This is a genomic window from Miltoncostaea oceani (assembly GCF_018141545.1).
In the GTDB taxonomy this organism is placed as follows: Bacteria; Actinomycetota; Thermoleophilia; order Miltoncostaeales; family Miltoncostaeaceae; genus Miltoncostaea; species Miltoncostaea oceani.
The window spans coordinates 2,525,644-2,544,316 of record NZ_CP064356.1 but is presented as its reverse complement, the minus strand read 5'-3'; the positions used below and the strand labels follow the sequence as shown (position 1 = coordinate 2,544,316).

At 75.6% G+C, this 18,673-nt stretch carries 20 protein-coding genes and 1 pseudogene; 6 read left to right on the top strand and 15 right to left on the bottom strand.

Going from position 1 to position 18,673, the window contains the following annotated elements:
- Position 1: 1 nt before the first annotated feature.
- Genes IU369_RS12980 through IU369_RS12960 form a run of 5 tightly spaced genes read right to left on the bottom strand, consistent with a single transcriptional unit; the run spans position 2 to position 5,573 of the window.
- Positions 2-613, bottom strand: a complete 612-nt coding sequence (locus IU369_RS12980; RefSeq protein WP_217921404.1) for a putative glycolipid-binding domain-containing protein — start codon at positions 611-613, stop codon at positions 2-4.
- A complete protein-coding gene (locus IU369_RS12975; protein WP_217921403.1) occupies positions 610-1,596 on the bottom strand; it encodes an NAD-dependent epimerase/dehydratase family protein in 987 nt (328 codons plus the stop codon). The genes IU369_RS12980 and IU369_RS12975 overlap by 4 nt, the downstream gene beginning before the upstream one ends.
- Positions 1,583-2,977, bottom strand: coding sequence for a hypothetical protein (locus IU369_RS12970; protein ID WP_217921402.1), 1,395 nt, complete (start codon positions 2,975-2,977; stop codon positions 1,583-1,585). Before IU369_RS12970 ends, IU369_RS12975 begins: the two co-directional genes overlap by 14 nt.
- Positions 2,974-4,518, bottom strand: coding sequence for an ABC transporter permease (locus IU369_RS12965; protein WP_217921401.1), 1,545 nt, complete (start codon positions 4,516-4,518; stop codon positions 2,974-2,976). The genes IU369_RS12970 and IU369_RS12965 overlap by 4 nt, the downstream gene beginning before the upstream one ends.
- 41 nt (positions 4,519-4,559) lie before the next feature.
- Positions 4,560-5,573, bottom strand: a complete 1,014-nt coding sequence (locus tag IU369_RS12960) for an iron ABC transporter substrate-binding protein (RefSeq protein WP_217921400.1) — start codon at positions 5,571-5,573, stop codon at positions 4,560-4,562.
- 74 nt (positions 5,574-5,647) lie between these two features.
- Here IU369_RS12960 and IU369_RS23340 point away from each other — a divergent pair.
- Positions 5,648-7,051, top strand: a pseudogene (locus IU369_RS23340) (lysylphosphatidylglycerol synthase domain-containing protein); the annotation flags it as partial.
- Positions 7,052-7,279: 228 nt separating this feature from the next.
- Here the strand turns inward: IU369_RS23340 and IU369_RS12950 are convergent.
- The 3 genes from IU369_RS12950 to IU369_RS12940 are packed head-to-tail and all read right to left on the bottom strand — an operon-like array spanning position 7,280 to position 10,500.
- The gene (locus IU369_RS12950) at positions 7,280-8,719 is read right to left on the bottom strand and encodes a protoporphyrinogen/coproporphyrinogen oxidase (RefSeq protein WP_217921399.1); all 1,440 of its coding nucleotides are present in this window, start codon (positions 8,717-8,719) and stop codon (positions 7,280-7,282) included.
- Complete coding sequence (locus tag IU369_RS12945; protein ID WP_217921398.1) at positions 8,674-9,777, bottom strand: ABC transporter ATP-binding protein; 1,104 nt, start codon at positions 9,775-9,777, stop codon at positions 8,674-8,676. The genes IU369_RS12950 and IU369_RS12945 overlap by 46 nt, the downstream gene beginning before the upstream one ends.
- Positions 9,778-9,819: 42 nt before the next feature.
- Positions 9,820-10,500, bottom strand: coding sequence for a metal-dependent transcriptional regulator (locus IU369_RS12940; RefSeq protein WP_217921397.1), 681 nt, complete (start codon positions 10,498-10,500; stop codon positions 9,820-9,822).
- 115 nt (positions 10,501-10,615) lie between these two features.
- On the opposite strand from IU369_RS12940, the gene IU369_RS12935 reads away from it, so the two are divergent.
- Both IU369_RS12935 and IU369_RS12930 read left to right on the top strand, forming a co-directional pair.
- Positions 10,616-11,761, top strand: coding sequence for an FEA1-related lipoprotein (locus tag IU369_RS12935; RefSeq protein WP_217921396.1), 1,146 nt, complete (start codon positions 10,616-10,618; stop codon positions 11,759-11,761).
- A 59-nt stretch (positions 11,762-11,820) separates the two neighbouring features.
- Complete coding sequence (locus IU369_RS12930) at positions 11,821-12,612, top strand: hypothetical protein (protein WP_217921395.1); 792 nt, start codon at positions 11,821-11,823, stop codon at positions 12,610-12,612.
- Between the two features lie 10 nt (positions 12,613-12,622).
- Here the strand turns inward: IU369_RS12930 and IU369_RS12925 are convergent, their stop codons facing one another.
- The 6 genes from IU369_RS12925 to IU369_RS12900 are packed head-to-tail and all read right to left on the bottom strand — an operon-like array spanning position 12,623 to position 16,372.
- The gene (locus IU369_RS12925) at positions 12,623-13,318 is read right to left on the bottom strand and encodes a peptidylprolyl isomerase (protein ID WP_281426182.1); all 696 of its coding nucleotides are present in this window, start codon (positions 13,316-13,318) and stop codon (positions 12,623-12,625) included.
- Positions 13,315-14,019: a hypothetical protein gene (locus IU369_RS12920; RefSeq protein ID WP_217921394.1), complete on the bottom strand. Its 705-nt coding sequence runs from the start codon at positions 14,017-14,019 to the stop codon at positions 13,315-13,317. Before IU369_RS12920 ends, IU369_RS12925 begins: the two co-directional genes overlap by 4 nt.
- A 27-nt stretch (positions 14,020-14,046) precedes the next feature.
- Complete coding sequence (locus IU369_RS12915) at positions 14,047-14,832, bottom strand: ABC transporter permease (RefSeq protein ID WP_217921393.1); 786 nt, start codon at positions 14,830-14,832, stop codon at positions 14,047-14,049.
- The gene (locus IU369_RS12910; protein WP_217921392.1) at positions 14,829-15,572 is read right to left on the bottom strand and encodes an ABC transporter ATP-binding protein; all 744 of its coding nucleotides are present in this window, start codon (positions 15,570-15,572) and stop codon (positions 14,829-14,831) included. The genes IU369_RS12915 and IU369_RS12910 overlap by 4 nt, the downstream gene beginning before the upstream one ends.
- Before the next feature lie 43 nt (positions 15,573-15,615).
- A complete protein-coding gene (locus tag IU369_RS12905) occupies positions 15,616-15,993 on the bottom strand; it encodes a Lin0512 family protein (protein WP_217921391.1) in 378 nt (125 codons plus the stop codon).
- The gene (locus IU369_RS12900; protein ID WP_217921390.1) at positions 15,971-16,372 is read right to left on the bottom strand and encodes a hypothetical protein; all 402 of its coding nucleotides are present in this window, start codon (positions 16,370-16,372) and stop codon (positions 15,971-15,973) included. The genes IU369_RS12905 and IU369_RS12900 overlap by 23 nt, the downstream gene beginning before the upstream one ends.
- Before the next feature lie 220 nt (positions 16,373-16,592).
- Between IU369_RS12900 and IU369_RS12895 the strand changes: the two genes are divergently transcribed.
- From IU369_RS12895 to infA, 3 genes are read left to right on the top strand one after another with little or no spacing between them, the layout of a single operon-like run.
- Positions 16,593-17,195 (top strand): histidine phosphatase family protein, encoded by a 603-nt coding sequence (locus IU369_RS12895; RefSeq protein ID WP_217921389.1) that lies wholly within the window; start codon positions 16,593-16,595, stop codon positions 17,193-17,195.
- Positions 17,196-17,252: 57 nt separating this feature from the next.
- Positions 17,253-17,456, top strand: coding sequence for a cold-shock protein (locus IU369_RS12890; RefSeq protein ID WP_217921388.1), 204 nt, complete (start codon positions 17,253-17,255; stop codon positions 17,454-17,456).
- Between the two features lie 40 nt (positions 17,457-17,496).
- Entirely contained in the window at positions 17,497-17,724 is a 228-nt protein-coding gene (gene infA / locus IU369_RS12885; protein ID WP_217924369.1) for a translation initiation factor IF-1, read from the top strand.
- Positions 17,725-17,764: 40 nt separating this feature from the next.
- Here the strand turns inward: infA and IU369_RS12880 are convergent, their stop codons facing one another.
- Entirely contained in the window at positions 17,765-18,577 is an 813-nt protein-coding gene (locus IU369_RS12880) for a Type 1 glutamine amidotransferase-like domain-containing protein (protein WP_217921387.1), read from the bottom strand.
- Positions 18,578-18,673 lie beyond the last annotated feature (96 nt).

The window sequence follows — 18,673 nt, the reverse complement described above, 5'->3', positions numbered from 1 at the left end:
CTCAGGCGGGCTCGAGCGGTCCGGCGGCGACGGCGAGGCCCGGGTACCGCGTGACGAGGCCGTCCCCGTCGACGGCGACGTCCTCGGTGAAGCCGGGGAACAGGCCGAGGTCGGTGTAGCGCACCACGCCCGGCGCCACGTGGTCGTACCGCTGCCTGGAGGGGCGCACCGTCAGCTCCGGCACCGACACCCAGGCGGCGACGATCTCCACCGACCCCGGCCCGAGGTGCAGCCCGCCGCGCAGGATCGGCGTGCTGTTGGTGAGGGGGGAGAGGCCGAGGTCGCACTCGGTGGCCTCCGCGAGGTCCGCCGGGTCGCACCCGGGCGCCCCCAGGTCGTGGGCGCCGGTCGCCTCCGCCGCGCACGTCCACGAGGTCCCCTCGCGCTCGAGCCGCAGGCGGCGGGTCCAGCCGTCGCCGCTCGCGGTGGCCTCGAACAGCCGGGTCGTGAAGCCCTCGCCGGCCTCGAGGGCGTAGTCGAGCCGGTAGGGGACGGGGTCGGTCCCGAGCTGGACGCCCTCGGCGGTCAGGCCGCGCGCCGTGACGCGCACCGCGCAGCTCTCGGCGTGCCACGTGTCGAGGCCCCGCCACAGCACGTGGCGCACGGCGGTCACGCCGTCGCCGCCATGGGCTCCCGGGTCCGGGCCCGCACCCATCCGAGCTGACCCGCGAGCCCGTCGACGAGGTCGACGCGCGGCACCCAGCCGAGCTCGGCGCGGGCGCGGCCCGTGCCGGCGCGGGTGCGCGCCACGTCCCCGCGGGCGGCGGGTGCGCGACGCCGCGGCAGCGGCATGCCGGCGATTCCCTCCAGCGTCGTGATGACCTCCCCCAGCGTGACCGGCTCGCCTCCCCCCACGTTGTACACGGGGCCCGATGCCGACGCCGCCATGGCCCGCAGGGTGGCCTCGACGACGTCCTCGACGTGGGTCATGTCCCGGACCTGGGCGCCGTCGCCGAGCAGGGTGAACCCGGGTCCGCCGCAGAGCGCCTCGCACATGCGCCGCACCGCCATGTCCGGCCGCTGCCGCGGTCCGTAGACCGTGAAGTACCGGAGGCCCACGACATCGAGGCCGCGGGCCCGGGCGATCGCCGCCAGGTCCTCGCACGCCCGCTTGCTCACGCCGTACGGCGAGCGCGGCTGGAGCGGGGTCGCGTGCTCGTCGGCCGCCCCCGGACCCGCGTCGCCGTAGACCGACGACGACGACGCCCACACCACCCGGCGGGTCCCCGCGGCGGCGGCGGCCTCCAGCACGCGCTGGGTCGCGGTGAGGTTGTCGCGCAGGCACGGGGCGAAGCCGTCGCCGAAGCTCGACCGCACCCCCGGCCGGCCCGCGAGGTGCGCCACCACGTCCGCGGAGGCGACGAGGTCGTCGAGCGGGGCCGTGGCGAGGTCGGCCTCGACCAGGTCGAAGCGGGGGTCGTCGGCGAGCCCGGCGAGGTTCGCCTCCCGCTCGGCGCGTGGCCCGCTGTCGATGAACGCGTCGACGCCCGTGACCCGCCAGCCGTCGGCGACGAGGGCCTCGCACAGCGTCGAGCCGATGAACCCGGCCGCGCCCGTGACGAGGGCCCGCCGGCCCGTCGCGTCAGGCGAGGGCATGTGCCCCCCGCGGCGCCGTGGCGCCCCGCTCGCGCCGGTAGGCCACGACGGCCACCCCGGCGGCGATCGCCGCCCACAGCCAGTGCAGCGTCCACGTCGCCGTGGTGATCTCCAGGTAGTCGGGGAGGAGCGTCGACCACGCCCGGTACAGGGGGTTCGCCGTGTCCTGCAGGTCGACCACCCAGGCGAGGCGCCCGGTGCCCGCCTCCACCGCCACCCACGCCTGCGCCAGCACGCCCACCGCGCCGAGTCCCGCCACCGCCCACAGCCGGGCGCCCCCGCCACGGGCCCACCACGCCACGGCCAGCACGACCAGGGGCAACACCACGACGAGCTGGCGGCCCGGGAACCACCATCCCTGCATCGTCAGGGCCACGAACGTCGCCGTGAACCATCCGGCGGCGAGGGGGACGGCGACGGCGGCCGAGCCGCGCGGCCGCCGCGCCGCCATCGCCGCGAGCGCGGGGACGGCGAGGAGCCACGCGGGCTGCCACGCCGCGATGCCGAAGTCGCGGTCGACCAGCAGGCCCACGAGGCGCCGGCCACGCCCCAGGTAGTCGGGGTCCGACCCCACGACGGTGAGCTGGCCGTCGACGAAGTGCGCGCCCGCGGCGTAGGGCGTCGCGCCGTCGTAGAGGAGGTGGTGCAGGCCGACGAACGCGAGCGCGCCGCCGAGGCCCGTGACGGCCAGCGCCACCACCCCGCCCCGGCGGCCGTCGCGCCACAGCCTCCACGCGGCGACCGCGAGCAGCGCCGCGGCGACGGGGGCGTACTTCACCGACAGCCACGGCAGGGTGACGGCGGTCGCCGCCACGGTGGCGAGACCGGCACGACCCAGGCGCCCCGTCAACGCCGCCACCCCCGTCGCGGTGAACAGGGCGGCCACGATCTCGGGGTAGACCTGCGCGCCGTACGCGGCGAGCGGGGCCGAGGCCCCGAGCACCCCGACGGTGACGGCGGCGGGGAGCACCGGCACCGACAGGCGGCGGACCGCGATCCAGAGGGTCAGCGCGGCGAGCGCCGCCGCGACGAGGCACAGGGCGAGCTTCGCGGCGACCCACCCGCCGAGCGCCATCGGCACCGCCAGCAGCAGCGGCAGCAGGGGGTCGTGCGGCTCGACGAGCCGGCCGTCCGCGAGGGGGCGCGCCTGCGGGGCGAGGTCGATCTCGTGGAAGTCGCGGTACCGCTGGGCGGCGAACTCGTCCCGCACGTCCAGGTCGCCGTCCTCGGCCAGGCTGATCGCGGTGAGGAGGTAGTGCGGTTCGTCGGCGGTCAGCTGCGCCCCGTACGAGGCGCGCGCGGAGATGCCCGCCGCGGCCGCGGCGAACGCGATCACCGCCACCGCGGCCATCGCGAGGCGCAGGGACGTCCGGGCGCTCACCCCAGCGCCCGCCCGCGCCGCACCACCAGCAGCCACGTCAGCACGCCCGACACGGCGACCAGTAGGAGCGCGGCGATGCTCGCGTCCGCCCAGAACGCGTCCTCGGCGGCGCTCCACACCCGTGTCGCGAGCGTCGGGAACCCGGCGGGCGCGAGCAGCAGGGTCACGGGGAGCTCCTTCATGGCCGACAGCAGCACCAGCCCGGCGCCGGCGGCGAGGCCCGGGGCCATGAGCGGCAGGTCGACCGTCCAGAGACGCGAGAGGCGCCCGTGGCCCAGCGTGCGGGCGGCGTCGTCGAGGCGGCGCGGGACGCTCGCCACCGCGATCCGCGCCGGGCCGAGCGCGAGGGCGCCGAAATGGAGCGCGTAGGCGCCGACCAGCAGGGGGAGGGTCTGGTAGAGCGCGCCGATCGCGCCGGGGCTGTTCAACGTCCAGAACGCGAGTGCGAGCGCGATCACGATGCCCGGGAGCGCGAACCCACCGGTGATCAGGGCGTCGGCGCCGCTCCCGAGCCGCCCCCGGTGGCGGACGGTCAGGAAGGCCACCGGCAGCACCACGATCACCGCCACGACGGCGGCGGAGGCGCCCGCGACCGACGTGTTGACGGCCGGCTCCACGAGGCGGGCGGGGTCCGACACGAACGAGTTCGGGCGGTCGGTCCCCTCGGCGGCGCCGCGGACGGCCCAGTAGCCGAGCACGGCCAGCGGCGCGACCAGCGCGAGCGTGAGGAGCAGCCCGGTGAAGGCGAGGGCGGGGGCCCGCCAGCGCCCGAGCGGCACCACCAGGGGCCGGCCGCCGCGCCGGGTGTCGGGGCCGCCGCCGCGCGTCATGGCGCGCTGGCCGACGACGACGAGGATCGCGAGGACGCCGAGCGCGAGGCTGAGGGTCGCGGCGACGGCGGGGTCGATCAGCCGGTTCGCGTAGATCGCCCGGGTCAGCGTGTCGTACCGCAGCAGCTGCACCGCGCCGAAGTCGGCGATCACGTAGAGGAACACCAGCAGCCCGCCGCCGGCGATCGCCGGCCAGGCCTGGGGCAGCACCACCGAGCGGAACGTGGCGAGGGGGCCGCTGCCGAGCAGCCGGGCCGACTCCTCCATGGAGGGCGGCAGCTGCCGCAGCCGGGCGGCGGCGGGCAGGTACACGTACGGGTACGTCAGGAGCGTCAGCACGACGAACGCACCGCGGAAGCCGCCGACCTCGGGAAGCCCTCCGACGCCGAGGACCTCCTCGATCAGGCCGCCGGGGGCGAACGCCGCGATCAGGGCGAACGCGCCGATGAACGACGGCAGCACCAGGGGCAGGGGGAGCAGGAGGCGCAGCACCCGCCGGCCCGGCAGGTCGGTGCGCATCACCAGCCACGCGGCGAGGGTGCCGATCGCGGCGGCGGCCGCGGCGACGCTGGCCGCCAGCAGCAGGCTGCGCCCGAGCGGGCCGAGCAGCGCGGCGTCGGTGATGATCCCGGCCGCGCCGCCCTCGTCGATGGTGCGGACGACGAGGTACGCCAGCGGCGCCGCGAACGGCGCCGCCAGCAGCAGGACCACCAGGCGCAGCCCGGCGGCCCTGACCCGTGGGGTGTCGGAGCTCAGTTGAGGCCGCTCTCCGCGATCAGCTTCCCCGTCTGCTCGATGTCGCCGAGCTCGTCGGCGCGCTCACCGGCGGGGGGCTTCAGCGACGACAGCGGCGGGACCCCGTCGGCGGGCGGCACGCCGTCGGCGAGGGGGTACTCGAAGGTCTCCTCGGCGAAGTAGGTCTGGGACTCCGCGGTCAGGAGGAAGTCGATGAACCGCTGCGCCGTCTCCTGGTCGTCGGAGCTCGCCAGGACGCTCGCCGACGACGGGATGACGAGGTTGCCGATGTCGCCGTCCGCGAACTGGTGGTTGCGGCTCGGCAGGCTCGGGTCCTCCGCCAGGAAGCGGTAGTTGTAGTAGTGGTTGACGAGGCCCATGTCGACTTCGCCGCGTCCGACGGCCTCGACGATGGCGTTGTTGTTGGCGTAGGTCCTCACGCCGTTCTCGACCATCGCGCGGAGCCAGTCGGCCGTCGCCTCCTCGCCCTCCAGGGTCCGCATCGCGGTGATGAAGTCCTGGAACGAGCCGTTGGACGGGGCGACCGCGACCCGGTCGCGGAACCGGGGCGACGTGAGGTCGAACACCGACTGCGGCAGGTCCCCCTCCGCGACGGCGTCCCGGTTGTAGACGAGGGTGCGCTCGCGGCCGCTGACGCCGACCCAGCGGCCGTCGCGGTCCTCGAAGCCGGGGGCGACCTTCTCGAGCGTCGCGGCCGGCAGGGGGGCGAGCAGGTCGCGCCCGGCCAGGTAGGCCGTCGCGCCGGGGCTCTGGCCCCAGTAGACGTCGGCGGGGGAGCGGTCCCCCTCGGTGGCGATGAGCAGCGCGAGGTCGTTCGTGTCGCCGTACCGCACGTCGATCGCGACGTCGTTCTCCTCGGAGAAGCGCTCGAGCAGCGGCCCGACCAGGCTCTCGGTGCGCCCGGTGTAGATGGTCAGCGCGTCGCGGTCGCCTCCTCCGCACCCGCTCAGCGCCAGGGCCCCCACCAGGCCCGCCAGCCCCAGCAACCCCACCGCGATCGCTCGCCTCACGCCCCGCCTCCCGGTCGTCGTCCGCCCGCCTCTCCGCGGGACGGACCGCAGTGTAAGGTCAGCCGCCGTTCGATATAAGGTCCACCTTCGATGAAGGGTCCGACGTCCCCCGTCGTCTCGTCCTCACCCTCGGTGTCCTGGCCCTCGCGGCGAGCGCCGTCTACGTCGCGGTCACCGTCGATGCCGCCGCCCTCGGGACCGCCGCCCGCGCGGCGCTGACCGACCCCGTCGGCCTCGCGGTCGCCCTCGCGGCGTACCTCGCGGCCTTCGTCCTCCGGGCGGGGCTGTGGTCGCGTGCGCTGCCGGGGTTGGGGATGGGCCAGTCGCTGGCGGCGATCCACGTCGCGCTCGCCGGCAACCACCTGCTGCCGCTGCGCCTCGGCGAGCCGCTGCGGGTCGTGTCGGCCGTGCGCCGGGCGCGGGTCCCGGTCGGCGCCGCGACGGCGTCGACGGTGCTGCTGCGGGCCGCCGACGTGCTCGCGGTCGTCGCGATCGCCGCGCTCCTCGGCCCGGGTCTCGCGGAGGAGCTGGTGGGCGGCGCGCGGATCCCGCTCGCGATCGCCTCGGGGGTCGTGCTGCTGGCCGCCGCGGCCTGGCTCGGCCGCGTCGTGCGCCGCGCGGGCACCCCCGGCCGGGGGTGGCTGGCGCTCGCGCTGCCGGGGGCCGCGGTCGCGTGGCTCCTCGAGAGCGTCCTGGTGTGGTCGTGCGCCGGCTGGGCGGGCATCGACCTCTCCGCGACCGACGCCGCCCTGGTGACTGCGGTGACGATCGCCGCCCAGACCGTGGCGATCACGCCGGGGGGGATCGGCACCTACGAGGCGGCGGCGACGGCCGCCCTGGTGGGCCTCGGCGCCGACCCCGGGCAGGCCCTCGCGGCGGCCGTCACCGCGCACGCGCTGAAGACGGCGTATGCGCTGGTGGCGGGTGCCGTCGGGGCGCTGCACCCGGCGCCGGGCCTGTTCGGCCGCCTGCGGCTGCCGGCCGACCCGCCCCCCCGCCCGGCGCCCGTGCCCGTCGGCGCCGGGGCGCCGGTGGTGCTGGTGCTGCCCGCGCACGACGAGGAGGAGACCGTCGCGGCGGTCGTCCGCCGGGCCCCGGCGCGCGTCGCGGGCCGCCCCGTCGTCGTGGTGGTCGTCGACGACGGGTCGTCGGACCGCACCGCCGAGCGCGCCGCCGCGGCCGGCGCACGCGTCGTCCGCATGGGGCGCAACCGGGGGCTCGGGGCCGCCGTCCGGCGCGGACTCGCCGAGGGCGTGGACCTCGGGGCGGCGGCCGTGGCGTTCTGCGATGCCGACGGCGAGTACGCCCCCGAGGAGCTCGGCGCGATGGTGGCCCCGGTCCTCGACGGCCGCGCCGACTACGTCGTCGGCTCGCGCTTCGACGGGAACATCGAGCGCATGCTGCCGCACCGGCGCCTCGGCAACCGGGTGCTCACCCGGGCGCTGTCGGTGGTCGCCCGCCGTCGCGTCGCCGACGGCCAGAGCGGCTACCGCGCCCTGTCGCCCGCCGCCGCGCGACGGGCCGAGATCGTCCACGACTTCAACTACGCGCAGGTGCTGACGCTGGACCTGCTGGGCAAGGGCTTCGCCTACGCGGAGGTGCCGATCGGGTACCGTTTCCGCGAGCACGGCCGCTCGTTCGTGCGGCTCGGGTCCTACCTGCGGCGGGTGGTCCCGGCGGTCCACCGCGAGCTCAACTCCGGCTCGTCAGTCCTCGACGACATGCGTCGCGAACCGCGCGCGGGCGGCGGCCCACGCGGCGTCGTCGAACCCGCCGTCCGGGCGCAGGCAGTCGGCGGCGGCCCACGCCATGGCGAGCGCGTGGTGGGCGTTGTCGTGGACGAACAGCCCCTGGCGGCCCAGGGTGAGCAGGGAGGGCTGCGCGTCGGCCCACGCGTCCAGGCGCTCCAGGTGCACCGCGAAGCCCTCGCGCAGGACGGGGTAGGCCTGGGGCAGGCGGGCCACCTCCACCGCCACGACGCGCGGGCGCGGTAGGCCGCAGGCCACGAGCCCGTCGGCCGCGATCCTCCCGAGGTCGGCGTCGGACGCCGTCCACAACGCGTCGCCCGGGTCGCACGGGATCTCGGCGCACAGCACCGTCGTCGCGGCGGGGTCGTCGCCGTCGCGGTAGTTCTTCGGCTCCGAGACGCGCGTCAGCGGCGTGTCCCCGTCCGGCAGGTAGTGGGCGTCGAACGGCGTGAACCGCGGGGTGTCGAGCACGAGGTAGACGAGGAGCATCGCGCGGAAGCGCAGGGCCCCGGCCGCGGCGCGGACGTCGTCCGGGGGCGCGGGCCGCGCCATCGCGGCGAGGGCCGTGAGGGGGATCGTCGACCAGACCCGGGGCGCCGACAGCTCGCGCCCGTCGGCCAGGGTGACGCGCGCGCCGCCGGTCCCGAGCGCGACGGCGGTGACCTCGGTCCCGGTCTCGATGCGGGCCCCGTGGGCGCGGGCGGCGTCGGCGAGCGCCTCGGTGATCTGGCCGTAGCCGCGGGCGGGGGAGAGGAACGTGCGCTTGCCGGCGGCGCCGCGGGCGACGAGCCGTCGCGCCAGCCCGCCGGGCGAGCGTGCCGCGACGCGCCGGCGCGCCTGCTCGCCGCTCAGCTCCGACGGGTCCACCCCCCAGATCTTGCGGGCGTAGGGGAGGTAGAAGCGGTCGCAGATCGTCGGGCCGAGGGCGGCCCGCAGCACCTCGTCGAACGTGTCGCGCCGCGGGGCGCGCCGCCGGGCGGTCGCCATGTCGCGCAGCGCGCCGAGCGTCATCCCCGGCGGCATGTGGCGCACCAGGTCGAGGGGGCGCAGGGGGAACCCGATCCAGCGGCCCTCGAGGCGGATGCGCCCGTTGCGGACGCGTTCCTGCAGGTCGTCCCCGAGCAGCGCCCGCAGCTCGTCCAGGATCCCCGGGTCGATGGAGGCGTGCAGCCGGTGGCTGCCGAGGTCGACCCGGTGCCCCGCGACGGTGTGGCTCGCCGCGGCCCCGCCGAGCCGGGGTGCGCGTTCGAGGAGGGTGACCCGGTGCCCGTCGCGGGCGGCGCGGAAGGCGGCGCCGACACCGGCGGGGCCGCCGCCCAGCACCAGCAGATCGGCGTCGGGCGGGGTCGTGCTCAGGTGGCGGCGACCGCCGCCGGGAGGGCGTGCCCGGCGGGCCACGCGACGGCCGGTGGGCCGGTGAACCCGAGGTCGACCCGGTCGCCGGGCGCGAGCGCCGGGGCGCCGATGACCCTCGAGCGCAGCACGACGCCGTCGTCGAGGCGGACGCGGTACACGGCGTCGTGGCCGAAGTACTCGATCGCGTCGACGGTGGCCGTCGCGCCGGCGGTCGCGACGACCCGCTCGGGGCGGACCATCACCTCGACGGCGCCTTCGGGCGCCCCGACGAGGGGGATCCAGCCGAGCGCGGTGCGGGCGCCGTCGCCGTCGGCGTCGCCGGGCACGAAGTTCGCGTCGCCGATGAACGCCGCGATCTCCCGCGAGGCGGGCTGCTCGTAGAGGAGGGTCGGCGGGCCCTGCTGCACGACGCGGCCGTCGAGCATGAGGGCGACCTCGTCGCCGACGACGAAGGCCTCCTCCTGGTCGTGGGTCACGAACAGGGCGGTCGCGTCGATCGCGGTGAGCATGCGGCGCACCTCGCCGCGCAGCTCGGCGCGGAGGGGGGCGTCGAGGCTGGAGAACGGCTCGTCGAGCAGGATCACCGCCGGTCGCGGCGCGAGCGCGCGCGCCAGGGCGACCCGCTGCAGCTGGCCGCCGGAGAGGGTCGCGGGCGACCGGTCGCCGTACCCGGCGAGACCGACAAGCTCGAGGGCGTCGGCGATGCGGGCGTCGCGGTCGGGGGTGCGGCGGGGGAGGCCGTAGCCGACGTTGCGGGCGACGCTCAGGTGGGGGAAGACCGCCCCGTCCTGGAAGACCATGCCGACCCGCCGCCGCTCCGGCGGGACGAACGTGCCGGGTCCGGCGAGCAGCCGGTCCCCGACGCGCACCTCGCCGGCGGTGTGGCGCTCGAGTCCGGCGATCGTCCGCAGCAGCGTGGTCTTGCCGCATCCGCTCGGGCCGAGCAGCGCGACGAGTGCCCCCGCGGGCACCCGGAGCTCGACGTCGCGGAGCACGGGGACGTCACCGTACGACTTGGAGAGGCCGGTGACCGACACCGGCGCGGGCCCGCTCGGACGGTCGCCCGTCACCGGGACCGCGGTCTCTGGACGCGCACGCATTCGGTCCACCTTAGCGCCGGTGGATGGCCGGTGGGGGCGCCGTCAGGCGGGGAGGACGTACAGCCCGGCGGCGGCGCGCTCGCCGATGGCGCGCTCGGCGCCGTCGATCTCGATCGTCAGCTGGCCGGCCGCGTGGTCGGCGTGGAGCACGGTCAGTTCGGTGCCGGGGACGAGGCCCTGGTCGTAGAACCAGTGGAGGAGGTCGCCGTCGTGCTCGGCGAGGCGCACGATGCGCGCGTCGCCGGACTCGATCTGGGAGAGGGCCCGCAGCTCGCGGTTCTCCTCCTGCTCGTGCGTGGTGTCCACCGGCCAGCCGTGGGGGCAGCGGTCGGGGTGCCCGAGCTGCTCGGCGAGGCGCTCGACCATCTCGTCCGAGAACGCGTCGCCGAGCTCGTCGGCGTGGACGTGCGACTCGGCGGGCGTGTATCCCATGAAGTCGGTCAGGAACCGCTCGATGATGCGGTGGTGGCGCACCACGCGCTCCGCCTGCTCGCGGCCGAGCTTGGTGAGCAGCGGTCCCTTGCGCGGGCCGCGCTCCACGAGCCCCTCCGCCTCGAGCCGCTTCAGCATCTCGCTCGCCGTCGGCGGCGTGACGCTGAGCATCTCGGCGACGCGGGCCGCGGGGACCGGCGCCTCCTTGACGATCGGGCCGTACTCACCGACCGGGGTGGCGAGGAAGTAGATCGCCTCGAGGTAGTCATCGACCGTGTGTGAACGTCCCATGGGGGCATCCTACCGCCCCTCCCGGCCGTCGCGGCCCCCCTCCGTCGGCCGTCCGCTCTTCGGGTAGGCTGCCGCGCGCTGTTCGTCGTACCGAACATGGAGAGGGGTGGAGAGGATGGGACGTTCACGGATCGCGGCCGCGGCCGCGGTGGCGGCGCTCGCGCTGGGAGGGGTCGCCGCCGGGTGCGGCGACGACGACGGGGCCGACGTGCGCAACGTCGGCGAGACGGCCGGCTCCGCGTCGGGGTCGGCGTCGGGCTCCGGCTCCGGGTCGGGGTCGGCGAGCGGGGTGTCCGGGTCCACCACGGCGACGGAGCCGTTCGGCGGCTACGCGCCGGCGTCGGACGTCGCGGGCCACGCGAAGGTGACGCGGGACGTCGCGGCGATCAACGCCATCCTCGACGAGGACCCCGTCGACTTCGCGGCCGCCGCGGCCCTCTACCGGGACGGCCGCAACTCGATCGCCGGCGACGGGACGACGCGCACGCTCGCCGGGTTCGCCACCGAGGCCCGCGAGGAGCCCGTGTGGGACGACTACGTCGCCTTCTACGACGACCCGGCGTGGCTCGACACCTTCGTGACCGACGCCCTGGAGGGCACCGGCACGTTCGCGGGCGCCTCCGACGACGTCCGTGCGCAGGGGGTGCAGAAGGGGATCCAGAACGGCGTGATGGTCGCCTGGACGCTGCACGAGCTGACCGCGGCGCGGGCCGACGTGGCGGCGGGGGAGATCGCCCCGGCCGACGGCGCGCCGCACAAGGTCGACGAGGCGTGGGCCTTCTACCACGGCGAGGACCCGACGGGCGCGCCGTTCGCGACGGCCGACAAGCGCGGCGCGGACTTCGGCACCGGGTCGGCCGTGAACACCGCGGTCCTCGACCGGATCGAGGCCGCCCGCGACGCCGCCGTGGCGGGTGACGCCGCGGCCCTCGACGCCGCGGTCGCGGAGGTGACGCGCCAGATCACGATCACCTACGTCCAGGCGGCGCTGAAGTACGCGGCGACCGCCGACGCGGAGCTCGCCGAGGGCGACGAGGCGGAGGCCCGCGTCCAGCAGGCGGAGGGCCTCGCCTTCTTCCGGGTGGTGGCCCCGCTCGTCGCGGCGGCCGACCCGGGGGCCGCGCGCACGACCCTCGACGCCCTGGACGTCACCGCCGGCCCGACGGCCGGGATGGGCGACCGGGTCGCGACGGCGCTCGAGGGCGCCTACGAGGGCCTCGGGATCACGCCGGCCGAGATCGGGACGTTCACGGACGGGTAGCGGCGATCGGTGCGCCCCGGGGGTGGCGCGGCGGGGCGACGGGTGGTTACATCCGTCACATGTCCCCGTCGGTCGAACCCGGGGCACGTCCCCGCCGGATACTGGTCATCGCGAACGAGACCTGCGCGGCCCCCGGCGTGGTCGACGAGGTGCGGTACCGGGCCGGTGAGGGGTCCGAGGTCGTGGTGGTCGCGCCCGCGCTGGCGCGCACGCGGCTGGAGCACTGGCTGACGTCGGACCTCGAGGCGCGCCAGGAGGACGCCCGCCGCCGGCTCGACACCTCGGTCGAGGCGTTCGCCGCCGCGGGCTTCGTGGCGCGCGGCCGGCTCGGCGACGCCGACCCGCTGCAGGCGCTCGACGACGCCCTCCGGGTCGAGGACCCCGACGAGGTCGTCATCTCGACGCACCCGCACGCGCGGTCGAACTGGCTCGAGCGCCAGGTCGTCCGGCGGGCCCGCGCGCGGTACTCGGTGCCGATCACCCACGTGATCGTCGACCTGGAGCACGAGGGGATGTCGAGCGACCGCGACGACCGCGGACTCGACGAGGCCCGCCGCGGCCGCCGGATGCGCTTCTTCCACTCGAGCGACTACGACGAGGCGATGGCCATCCAGCGCTCCGGCTTCCGCGACCGCGCCGCGGCGGGCGAGTCGCCGGGCGTGTGGGTCACGGACCGGCCGCCGCCGCCGGGCGCCGGCCCGGACTGGGTCGTCTTCGCCGTCGAGGTCCCCGAGGACGTCGCGGCGCCCTACGAGCGGGAGTCGGGCCCGGAGGGCCGGCGGTTCCTGCTCCCCGCCGACCTGCTGAACCGCCACGGCCCGCCGATCGCCGAGGGCGACTGGTCGGAGTGACGCGGGCGCGTCAGCTCTCGGTGATCGTGACCGAGTAGACGTAGACGGGGTCGGACGGCGTCTGCGACGACGGGTCACCGGGGTCCGCGTTCGGGTCGGCGAACGCCTCGATGGCGCGGGCGACGTCGAGCCCCCGGGTGACGGTCCCGAAGCGCGAGTAGACGTTCGGGAGCTCCGCGGCGCCCGTGACGATGAAGAACTGGGAGCCGTTGGTGTCGGGGCCCGAGTTCACCATGGCGACGGACCCCGCGGGGTACCCGTCGTCGGGGAGCTCGTCGGGGAACGTGTAGCCGGGGCCGCCCCGGCCGTCGCCCTCGGGGTCGCCGCCCTGGATGACGAAGCCCGTCACCACCCGGTGGAACCGGAGGCCGTCGTAGAAGCCCTCGCGCGCCAGGAACACGAAGTTGTTGACCGCGATCGGGGCGGCGTCGGCGTCGAGCGCGATCACGATCGTCCCGCACGAGGTCTCGAGCGTGGCGGTGTAGTCGACCGACGGGTCGATGGTCACCGGGGGCGGCGCCGGGTACGTCGCGGGCTCGGGGTCCGGGTCGGGCTCGCGGGCGGAGCAGACGTCGCCGGCGAAGTTGGTGACGACGGGGGCGGGTGCGCTCGCCCCGTCGGGTCCGTCGTCGCCGCCGCAGCCGGCCGCGCCGAGCAGGGCGGCGACCGCCAGCGCCGCCGCGAGCACGCGTGGGGACCGGGTCACGACGCGGGAGTGTAGTCCCGCTCGCCGTCGCGCAGCCTCTCGCGCCCGGCCTCGAGGTCCCGCAGCCGGAAGTAGGTGAGCGTCCACGCGACGCCCGCGAACGGCGCGGCCAGGCTGTTGCCGATCGCGGTGACGAGGAACCCGCGCAGCGCCTCGTCGAGTGGGGAGAGGACGATCCCGACGGCGAGGCCGAGCGCGAGCAGCACCAGCAGGGTCAGCACGACGACGCCGAAGACCGGCCACGCGTGCCCGTGCACCAGCGCGCGGCTGCGCCCGAAGGAGGCGCCCACGTCGGACGACTCCAGCAGGATCACCGGGGAGATCACGAGCCACCACGTGAGCAGGATCAGGCCGGGGACGATCAGCAGGAGCAGGCCGAGGAGGATCCCGAGCGTGGCGAGCACCCCGGCGAGCGCGACCGGCACGAGGCGCCGCCCGGCGGTCGCGAGCGTCTCGGCGACACCCAGGTCCCGCCGCCCGTCGCGGACGTCGGCGACGGTGGTGACGACGGCGCCCTGCACGAGGAACAGGGCCGCGGTGTTCAGGACGTTCGCCGCGACGACGCCCGGCCACCCGGTCATCACCAGCAGGGCCGCGATCACGCCCATCGGCACGTAGACCACCGCGGCGATCGTCACGAGGTGGCGCAGGTGGGAGCGGTAGAGGTCCCAGGTGCGCCGGAGGATGTCGCCCGGGTCCATTCCGGCGCCGATCCTACGCGCCCCCGGTCAGGTCCGGATCCCCACCCCGCGCCGGAAGGTCCACCACGCCCAGGCGGTCATCGCCGCGCCGAGCCCGAGGGTCACCGCGACCGACAGGGCGGGGGCGACCTCCGAGTCGCCGAGCATCCCGTGGCGGGCGGCGACGACCATGTAGAAGATCGGGTCGGCGTGGGTGATCGCCGCCCACGGCTGCTCGAGGTCGCCGATCGAGTAGAAGACCCCGCCGAGGAACACGAGCGGCTGGATGACGAGGTTGCCGACGACGTTCTGCTGGTCCCAGCCGGTCGAGTAGAGGCCGACGACGGTGCCGAGCGAGGCGAACGCGAAGCTGGTGCCGACGAGCGCCGCGACCAGCACCCCGGGGTGGGCGATCGGGTAGTCGACGAACAGCCGGGCGGCGGCGAGGGTCAGCACGCCGATGAGGAGGCTGCGGACCACCCCGCCCGCGAGGTAGCCGGCGAGCATGTACGACGGCGTCATCGGGCTCGACGCGGGGTCCTCGATGAACCCGTCGTTGCGCGCCTGGAAGATCGAGGTGGCGTTGTTGCCGAACGCGGACGTCGCGACGCCCATCAGCACCAGGCCGGGGACGATGAACTCCTCGTAGGTGACGCCGTCGATCAGCTCGATGCGGTTCCCGAGGGCGACGCCGAAGACGACGATGAAGAGGACCGCGGCCACCACGGGCGGCGCGATGGTCTGGTTCCAGAGGCGCAGCACGCGCAGCACCTCGCGCTCCGACAGCGCCCCGACGCCGCGGCGGCGCGCCTGGCGGATCTCGCGGGTGGTCATCGCCCCACCACCTGGAGGTAGACGTCCTCGAGCCGGGGGGCGTCGTACCGCTCCCGCAGGTCGATCGGCGCGCCCTCGGCGACGATGCGCCCGGCGCGGATGAACGCGACCCGCTCGCAGAGCGCCTCCGCCTCCTCGATGTAGTGCGTCGTGAGGAGGATGGTGGTGCCGTCGGCGTGCAGGCGGCGGATGTACGCCCAGAGGTCGTGGCGGAGCTCCAGGTCGACGCCCGCGGTCGGCTCGTCGAGGATGACGAGGCGCGGGCGGTGCAGCAGCGCGCGGGCGAGCAGCAGGCGCCGCCGCATGCCGCCGGAGAGGAGGTGGGCGTAGCTCGCGGCCTTCGCCGTGAGGTCGAACGCCTCGAGCATCTCGTCGGCGCGCTCCCGCGCCGCGCCGCGCGACATGCCGAAGTACCGGCCGTGCAGCGACAGCAGCTCGCGCACCGGCACGAAGCGGTCGAGGGCGACGTCCTGGGGGGCGTAGCCGATCGCCTGGCGCGCCTGCGCCGATCCGGCGCCCCACGCCGACAGCCCGAAGACCGAGATGTCGCCCGCGGCGGGGCGCGTGAGGCCGACGACGCTGCGGATGAGCGTGGTCTTGCCGGCGCCGTTCGGGCCGAGGAGGCCGAAGAAGGCCCCGGCCGGCACCTCGAGGTCGAGGCCGGCGAGCGCCTCGACGCCCCCGGCGAACGACTTGGTGACGCCGGCGCAGAGGAGGGCGGGCGCGGCGGTCTCGGACACGACGGCCGACGGTAGCGCGCGCGCCGCCCCGGCGCCCGCGCCGCTACCAGCCGACGGCGACCACCGCGACGGCGCAGATCATGGTGTCGGCGCCCGGGCCGCCGTCGGTGCCGTTGGGGGTGCGGAGCCCGCCCTCCACCGGCGTGACGGTGACGGTCCCGTACGGGAACTCGGACGCCACGGCGTCGCGGTCGACGGTCTCCGGCGCGGGGACGGCCACGGTCACGTCCACCCGCATGTCCCTCCGGTCGCGGCTCGGGATGAGGTCCCGGACCCCGGGGAGGGAGGTGCGCCCGATCGCCTCGCGCACCGCCCTCCGGGCCGCCTTCGTCGAGTCCTCCCCGACGAGGTCCACCCCGAGGCCCATCTCGAGGAAGACCGGGAACGCGCCCTCCGGCTCAGGCCGGGGCGTCGTCCCCACCACCGCGGAACTTCTTGAGCGCCACGACGACGCCACCGGCGACGGCGCCGATGATCGCGACCCGGCCGATGAACCGGCGGACGCGGCCCTTCCTGCGCGGCGGCTCGACGAGGCTGGTCACGGCGCGCTGCAGGTCGGTCGCCGACGCCTCGACCCGCTTCTGGAGCTTGCGGTCGTGGGCGAGCTTCTTGGCGGCCTTCTTCGGCGGCTTGCCGGAGATCTCGCCCTGGACCTCGCGGCCCGTGGCGAACGCCTGCCGGAGCGCCTCGTGGAGCTCGGGGTCGTGCATCGCCTTGGTGACGATGGGGCGGACCGTCTCGACGAGGGCGGCGGCGCGATCGGCTGCCGCCGATGCGGTGCCCTTGCTGTTCCTGAACATGTTCACTCCCTCTTCGGGTCGGAGCCCGCCCCGGCGCGGTGCGCCGAAGCGGCGCTGCGCCTCGCAACGGGCGAGCCGGCGTGCGACGCGGTACGTCACGTATCCGATGACAGCCTGGCGACGATTGATCACGACCCCACTCTAGTGCCGCGGCCCGCTGGCGTCGAAACCCGTCTCCGCCCGTCGCCATCGCGTCCCCGGCCGTCGTAGGCTGCGGCCCATGCCACCCCCCCGGACCCTCGTGCTCGTGCGTCACGGCCGGTCGGACTACAACGTCGCCCGGCGGCTGAACGGCGACCCGGCGGTGCCGGTCCACCTCGACGCCACGGGCGTCGATCAGGCGCGCGCCCTGCGCGACCGCCTCGCGCCGCTGCCGCTCGACCTGGCGGTGCACACGCGCTTCGGCCGGACGCGCGAGACGCTCGACATCCTCCTGGAGGACCGGGATCTGCCGCGGATCGAGTGCCCGGGCCTCGACGACGTCCGGCTCGGCGAGTTCGAGGGCGCATCGGTCGAGGCCTACCGCTCGTGGCGCGCGGGGCGCACCGAGGAGGACCGCCCGGAGGGGGGCGAGAGCCGCATGGACGCCCTGCGCCGCTACACCGCCGCGTTCGCGCGCCTCGCCGACGCCGACGCCGACATGCCGCTCGTCGTGACCCACGACATCCCGATCCGCTTCCTCGCGAACGCGATGCAGGGGGCCCACCCGCTCGACGGCCCGGTGACCGCCGTCGCGAACGCGTCCGTGCTGGAGGTGGCCCGCCCGGACCTGCTGCGCGCCATCGACGTGATGCGGGGGGTGGCGCCGGTGGGGGGCTCGTAGGCTACGATTGCGTCGGCTCTCCGGAGCCGGTCGTGCGCCTATAACGAAGGAAGATCAATGGCTGAGGGTGTCGTTAAGTGGTTCTCGTCCGAGAAGGGCTACGGATTCATCACGCCGGACGACGGCGGTAAGGACCTGTTCGTGCACTTCTCGGAGATCCAGGGTTCGGGTTACCGGAATCTCGAGGAGGGCCAGCGGGTCAGCTACGAGGCGACGGAGGGCCAGAAGGGCCCCCAGGCGTCGAGCGTCCAGGCGCTCTAGCGACCCAGAGACCCGAAGGTCTCACCCGAGAGGAGAAGTTCTGGCGACGAAGCAGAAGGAAGAGGCGATCGAGGTGGAGGGCGAGGTCACGGAGGCCCTGCCCAACACCATGTTCCGCGTGGTTCTGGACAACGAGCACGAGGTCCTGGCGCACATGGCCGGGAAGCTGCGCCGTTTCCGGATCCGCATCAACCCGGGCGACCGGGTGAAGGTGGAGCTCTCGCCCTACGACCTGAACCGCGGCCGTATCACCTTCCGACTGAAGTAAGCACCCCGAGGCGGTTGATCGGCTCGGCTCGCCGCGGCGCCTAGTGCGCCGCGGCGAGTGCCGGGCGTGCCTCGGCGATCTCGCTGTGCGCGATCCGCCGCGCGGCGGAGGCCCCCTGCCCGTCGGCGAGCAGGATGGGGCGGAGCGGTGCCTCGATGACGCGGTCACCGGCGACGCCGACGCGGTAGGCGCGCCGGTCCTCGCGTGACGCGACGACCGCGGCGAGGCGGCGGTCGACGAAGTGCAGCGCGACGCCGTCCTCCGCGCCGAGGCCGGGCGACAGCCCGCCCCGCAGGGCCTCGCGGTACGCGTCGCGCCGGCTGCGGTAGTGGGGGCAGTTGCTGCCGGGCAGCAGCCCGAGGCCCTGGGTGAGCGGCTCGAGGCGGGTGCCGAAGGCCGCGGTCACGCCACCCTCGAACCAGCACATCGACCCGGCGCAGAGCCCGGCGAGCACGATCCCGCGCTCCCATGCCTCCCTCAGCAGCACGTCGATGCCGTGCGCCCGCCACACGGCGAGCAGGTTGACCGTGTTGCCGCCGCCCACGTAGATGACGTCCTGCGACAGCAGCACGGACCGCACGTCGTCGATCTGGCGGTTGAAGAGGGGCAGGTGCGACGGGTCGCAGTGGCCGCCGGTGAAGGCGCCGTAGAACTTGGCGATGTAGCTCGAGTTGTCCCCGCCGGCGGTCGGCAGGAAGAGCACCCGGGGGCGGTCGCGGCCGCTGGCGTCGAGGACGTAGTCGTCGAGCGCGGTGCTGTCCGGCTCCTCGCTGAATCCCCCGCCCCCGAGCGCCACGATCTGGCGCGGCCGGGTGGCCGTGGGTCGTGCCCGTGAGGTGGCCGAGCGAGCCATGGCCGCGATCTTGCGGGACGGGGGTGCCCGTGTGCAGGGACCGTGGCACAGACTTCCGCCGCGACGCATGGCCCGGTGCACATGACCGCGCTCGCT

What these genes read in the sequence shown, in the direction of transcription:
- IU369_RS12890 (WP_217921388.1), top strand. Translation starts at nt 17,253, where the DNA reads ATGGCTGAGGGTGTCGTTAAGTGGTTCTCGTCCGAGAAGGGCTACGGA.
- IU369_RS12930 (WP_217921395.1), top strand. Translation starts at nt 11,821, where the DNA reads ATGTCCCCGTCGGTCGAACCCGGGGCACGTCCCCGCCGGATACTGGTC.
- IU369_RS12975 (WP_217921403.1), bottom strand. Translation starts at nt 1,596, where the DNA reads ATGCCCTCGCCTGACGCGACGGGCCGGCGGGCCCTCGTCACGGGCGCG.
- IU369_RS12945 (WP_217921398.1), bottom strand. Translation starts at nt 9,777, where the DNA reads ATGCGTGCGCGTCCAGAGACCGCGGTCCCGGTGACGGGCGACCGTCCG.
- IU369_RS12900 (WP_217921390.1), bottom strand. Translation starts at nt 16,372, where the DNA reads ATGTTCAGGAACAGCAAGGGCACCGCATCGGCGGCAGCCGATCGCGCC.
- IU369_RS12880 (WP_217921387.1), bottom strand. Translation starts at nt 18,577, where the DNA reads ATGGCTCGCTCGGCCACCTCACGGGCACGACCCACGGCCACCCGGCCG.
- IU369_RS12895 (WP_217921389.1), top strand. Translation starts at nt 16,593, where the DNA reads ATGCCACCCCCCCGGACCCTCGTGCTCGTGCGTCACGGCCGGTCGGAC.
- IU369_RS12915 (WP_217921393.1), bottom strand. Translation starts at nt 14,832, where the DNA reads ATGACCACCCGCGAGATCCGCCAGGCGCGCCGCCGCGGCGTCGGGGCG.
- IU369_RS12935 (WP_217921396.1), top strand. Translation starts at nt 10,616, where the DNA reads ATGGGACGTTCACGGATCGCGGCCGCGGCCGCGGTGGCGGCGCTCGCG.
- IU369_RS12940 (WP_217921397.1), bottom strand. Translation starts at nt 10,500, where the DNA reads ATGGGACGTTCACACACGGTCGATGACTACCTCGAGGCGATCTACTTC.
- IU369_RS12920 (WP_217921394.1), bottom strand. Translation starts at nt 14,019, where the DNA reads ATGGACCCGGGCGACATCCTCCGGCGCACCTGGGACCTCTACCGCTCC.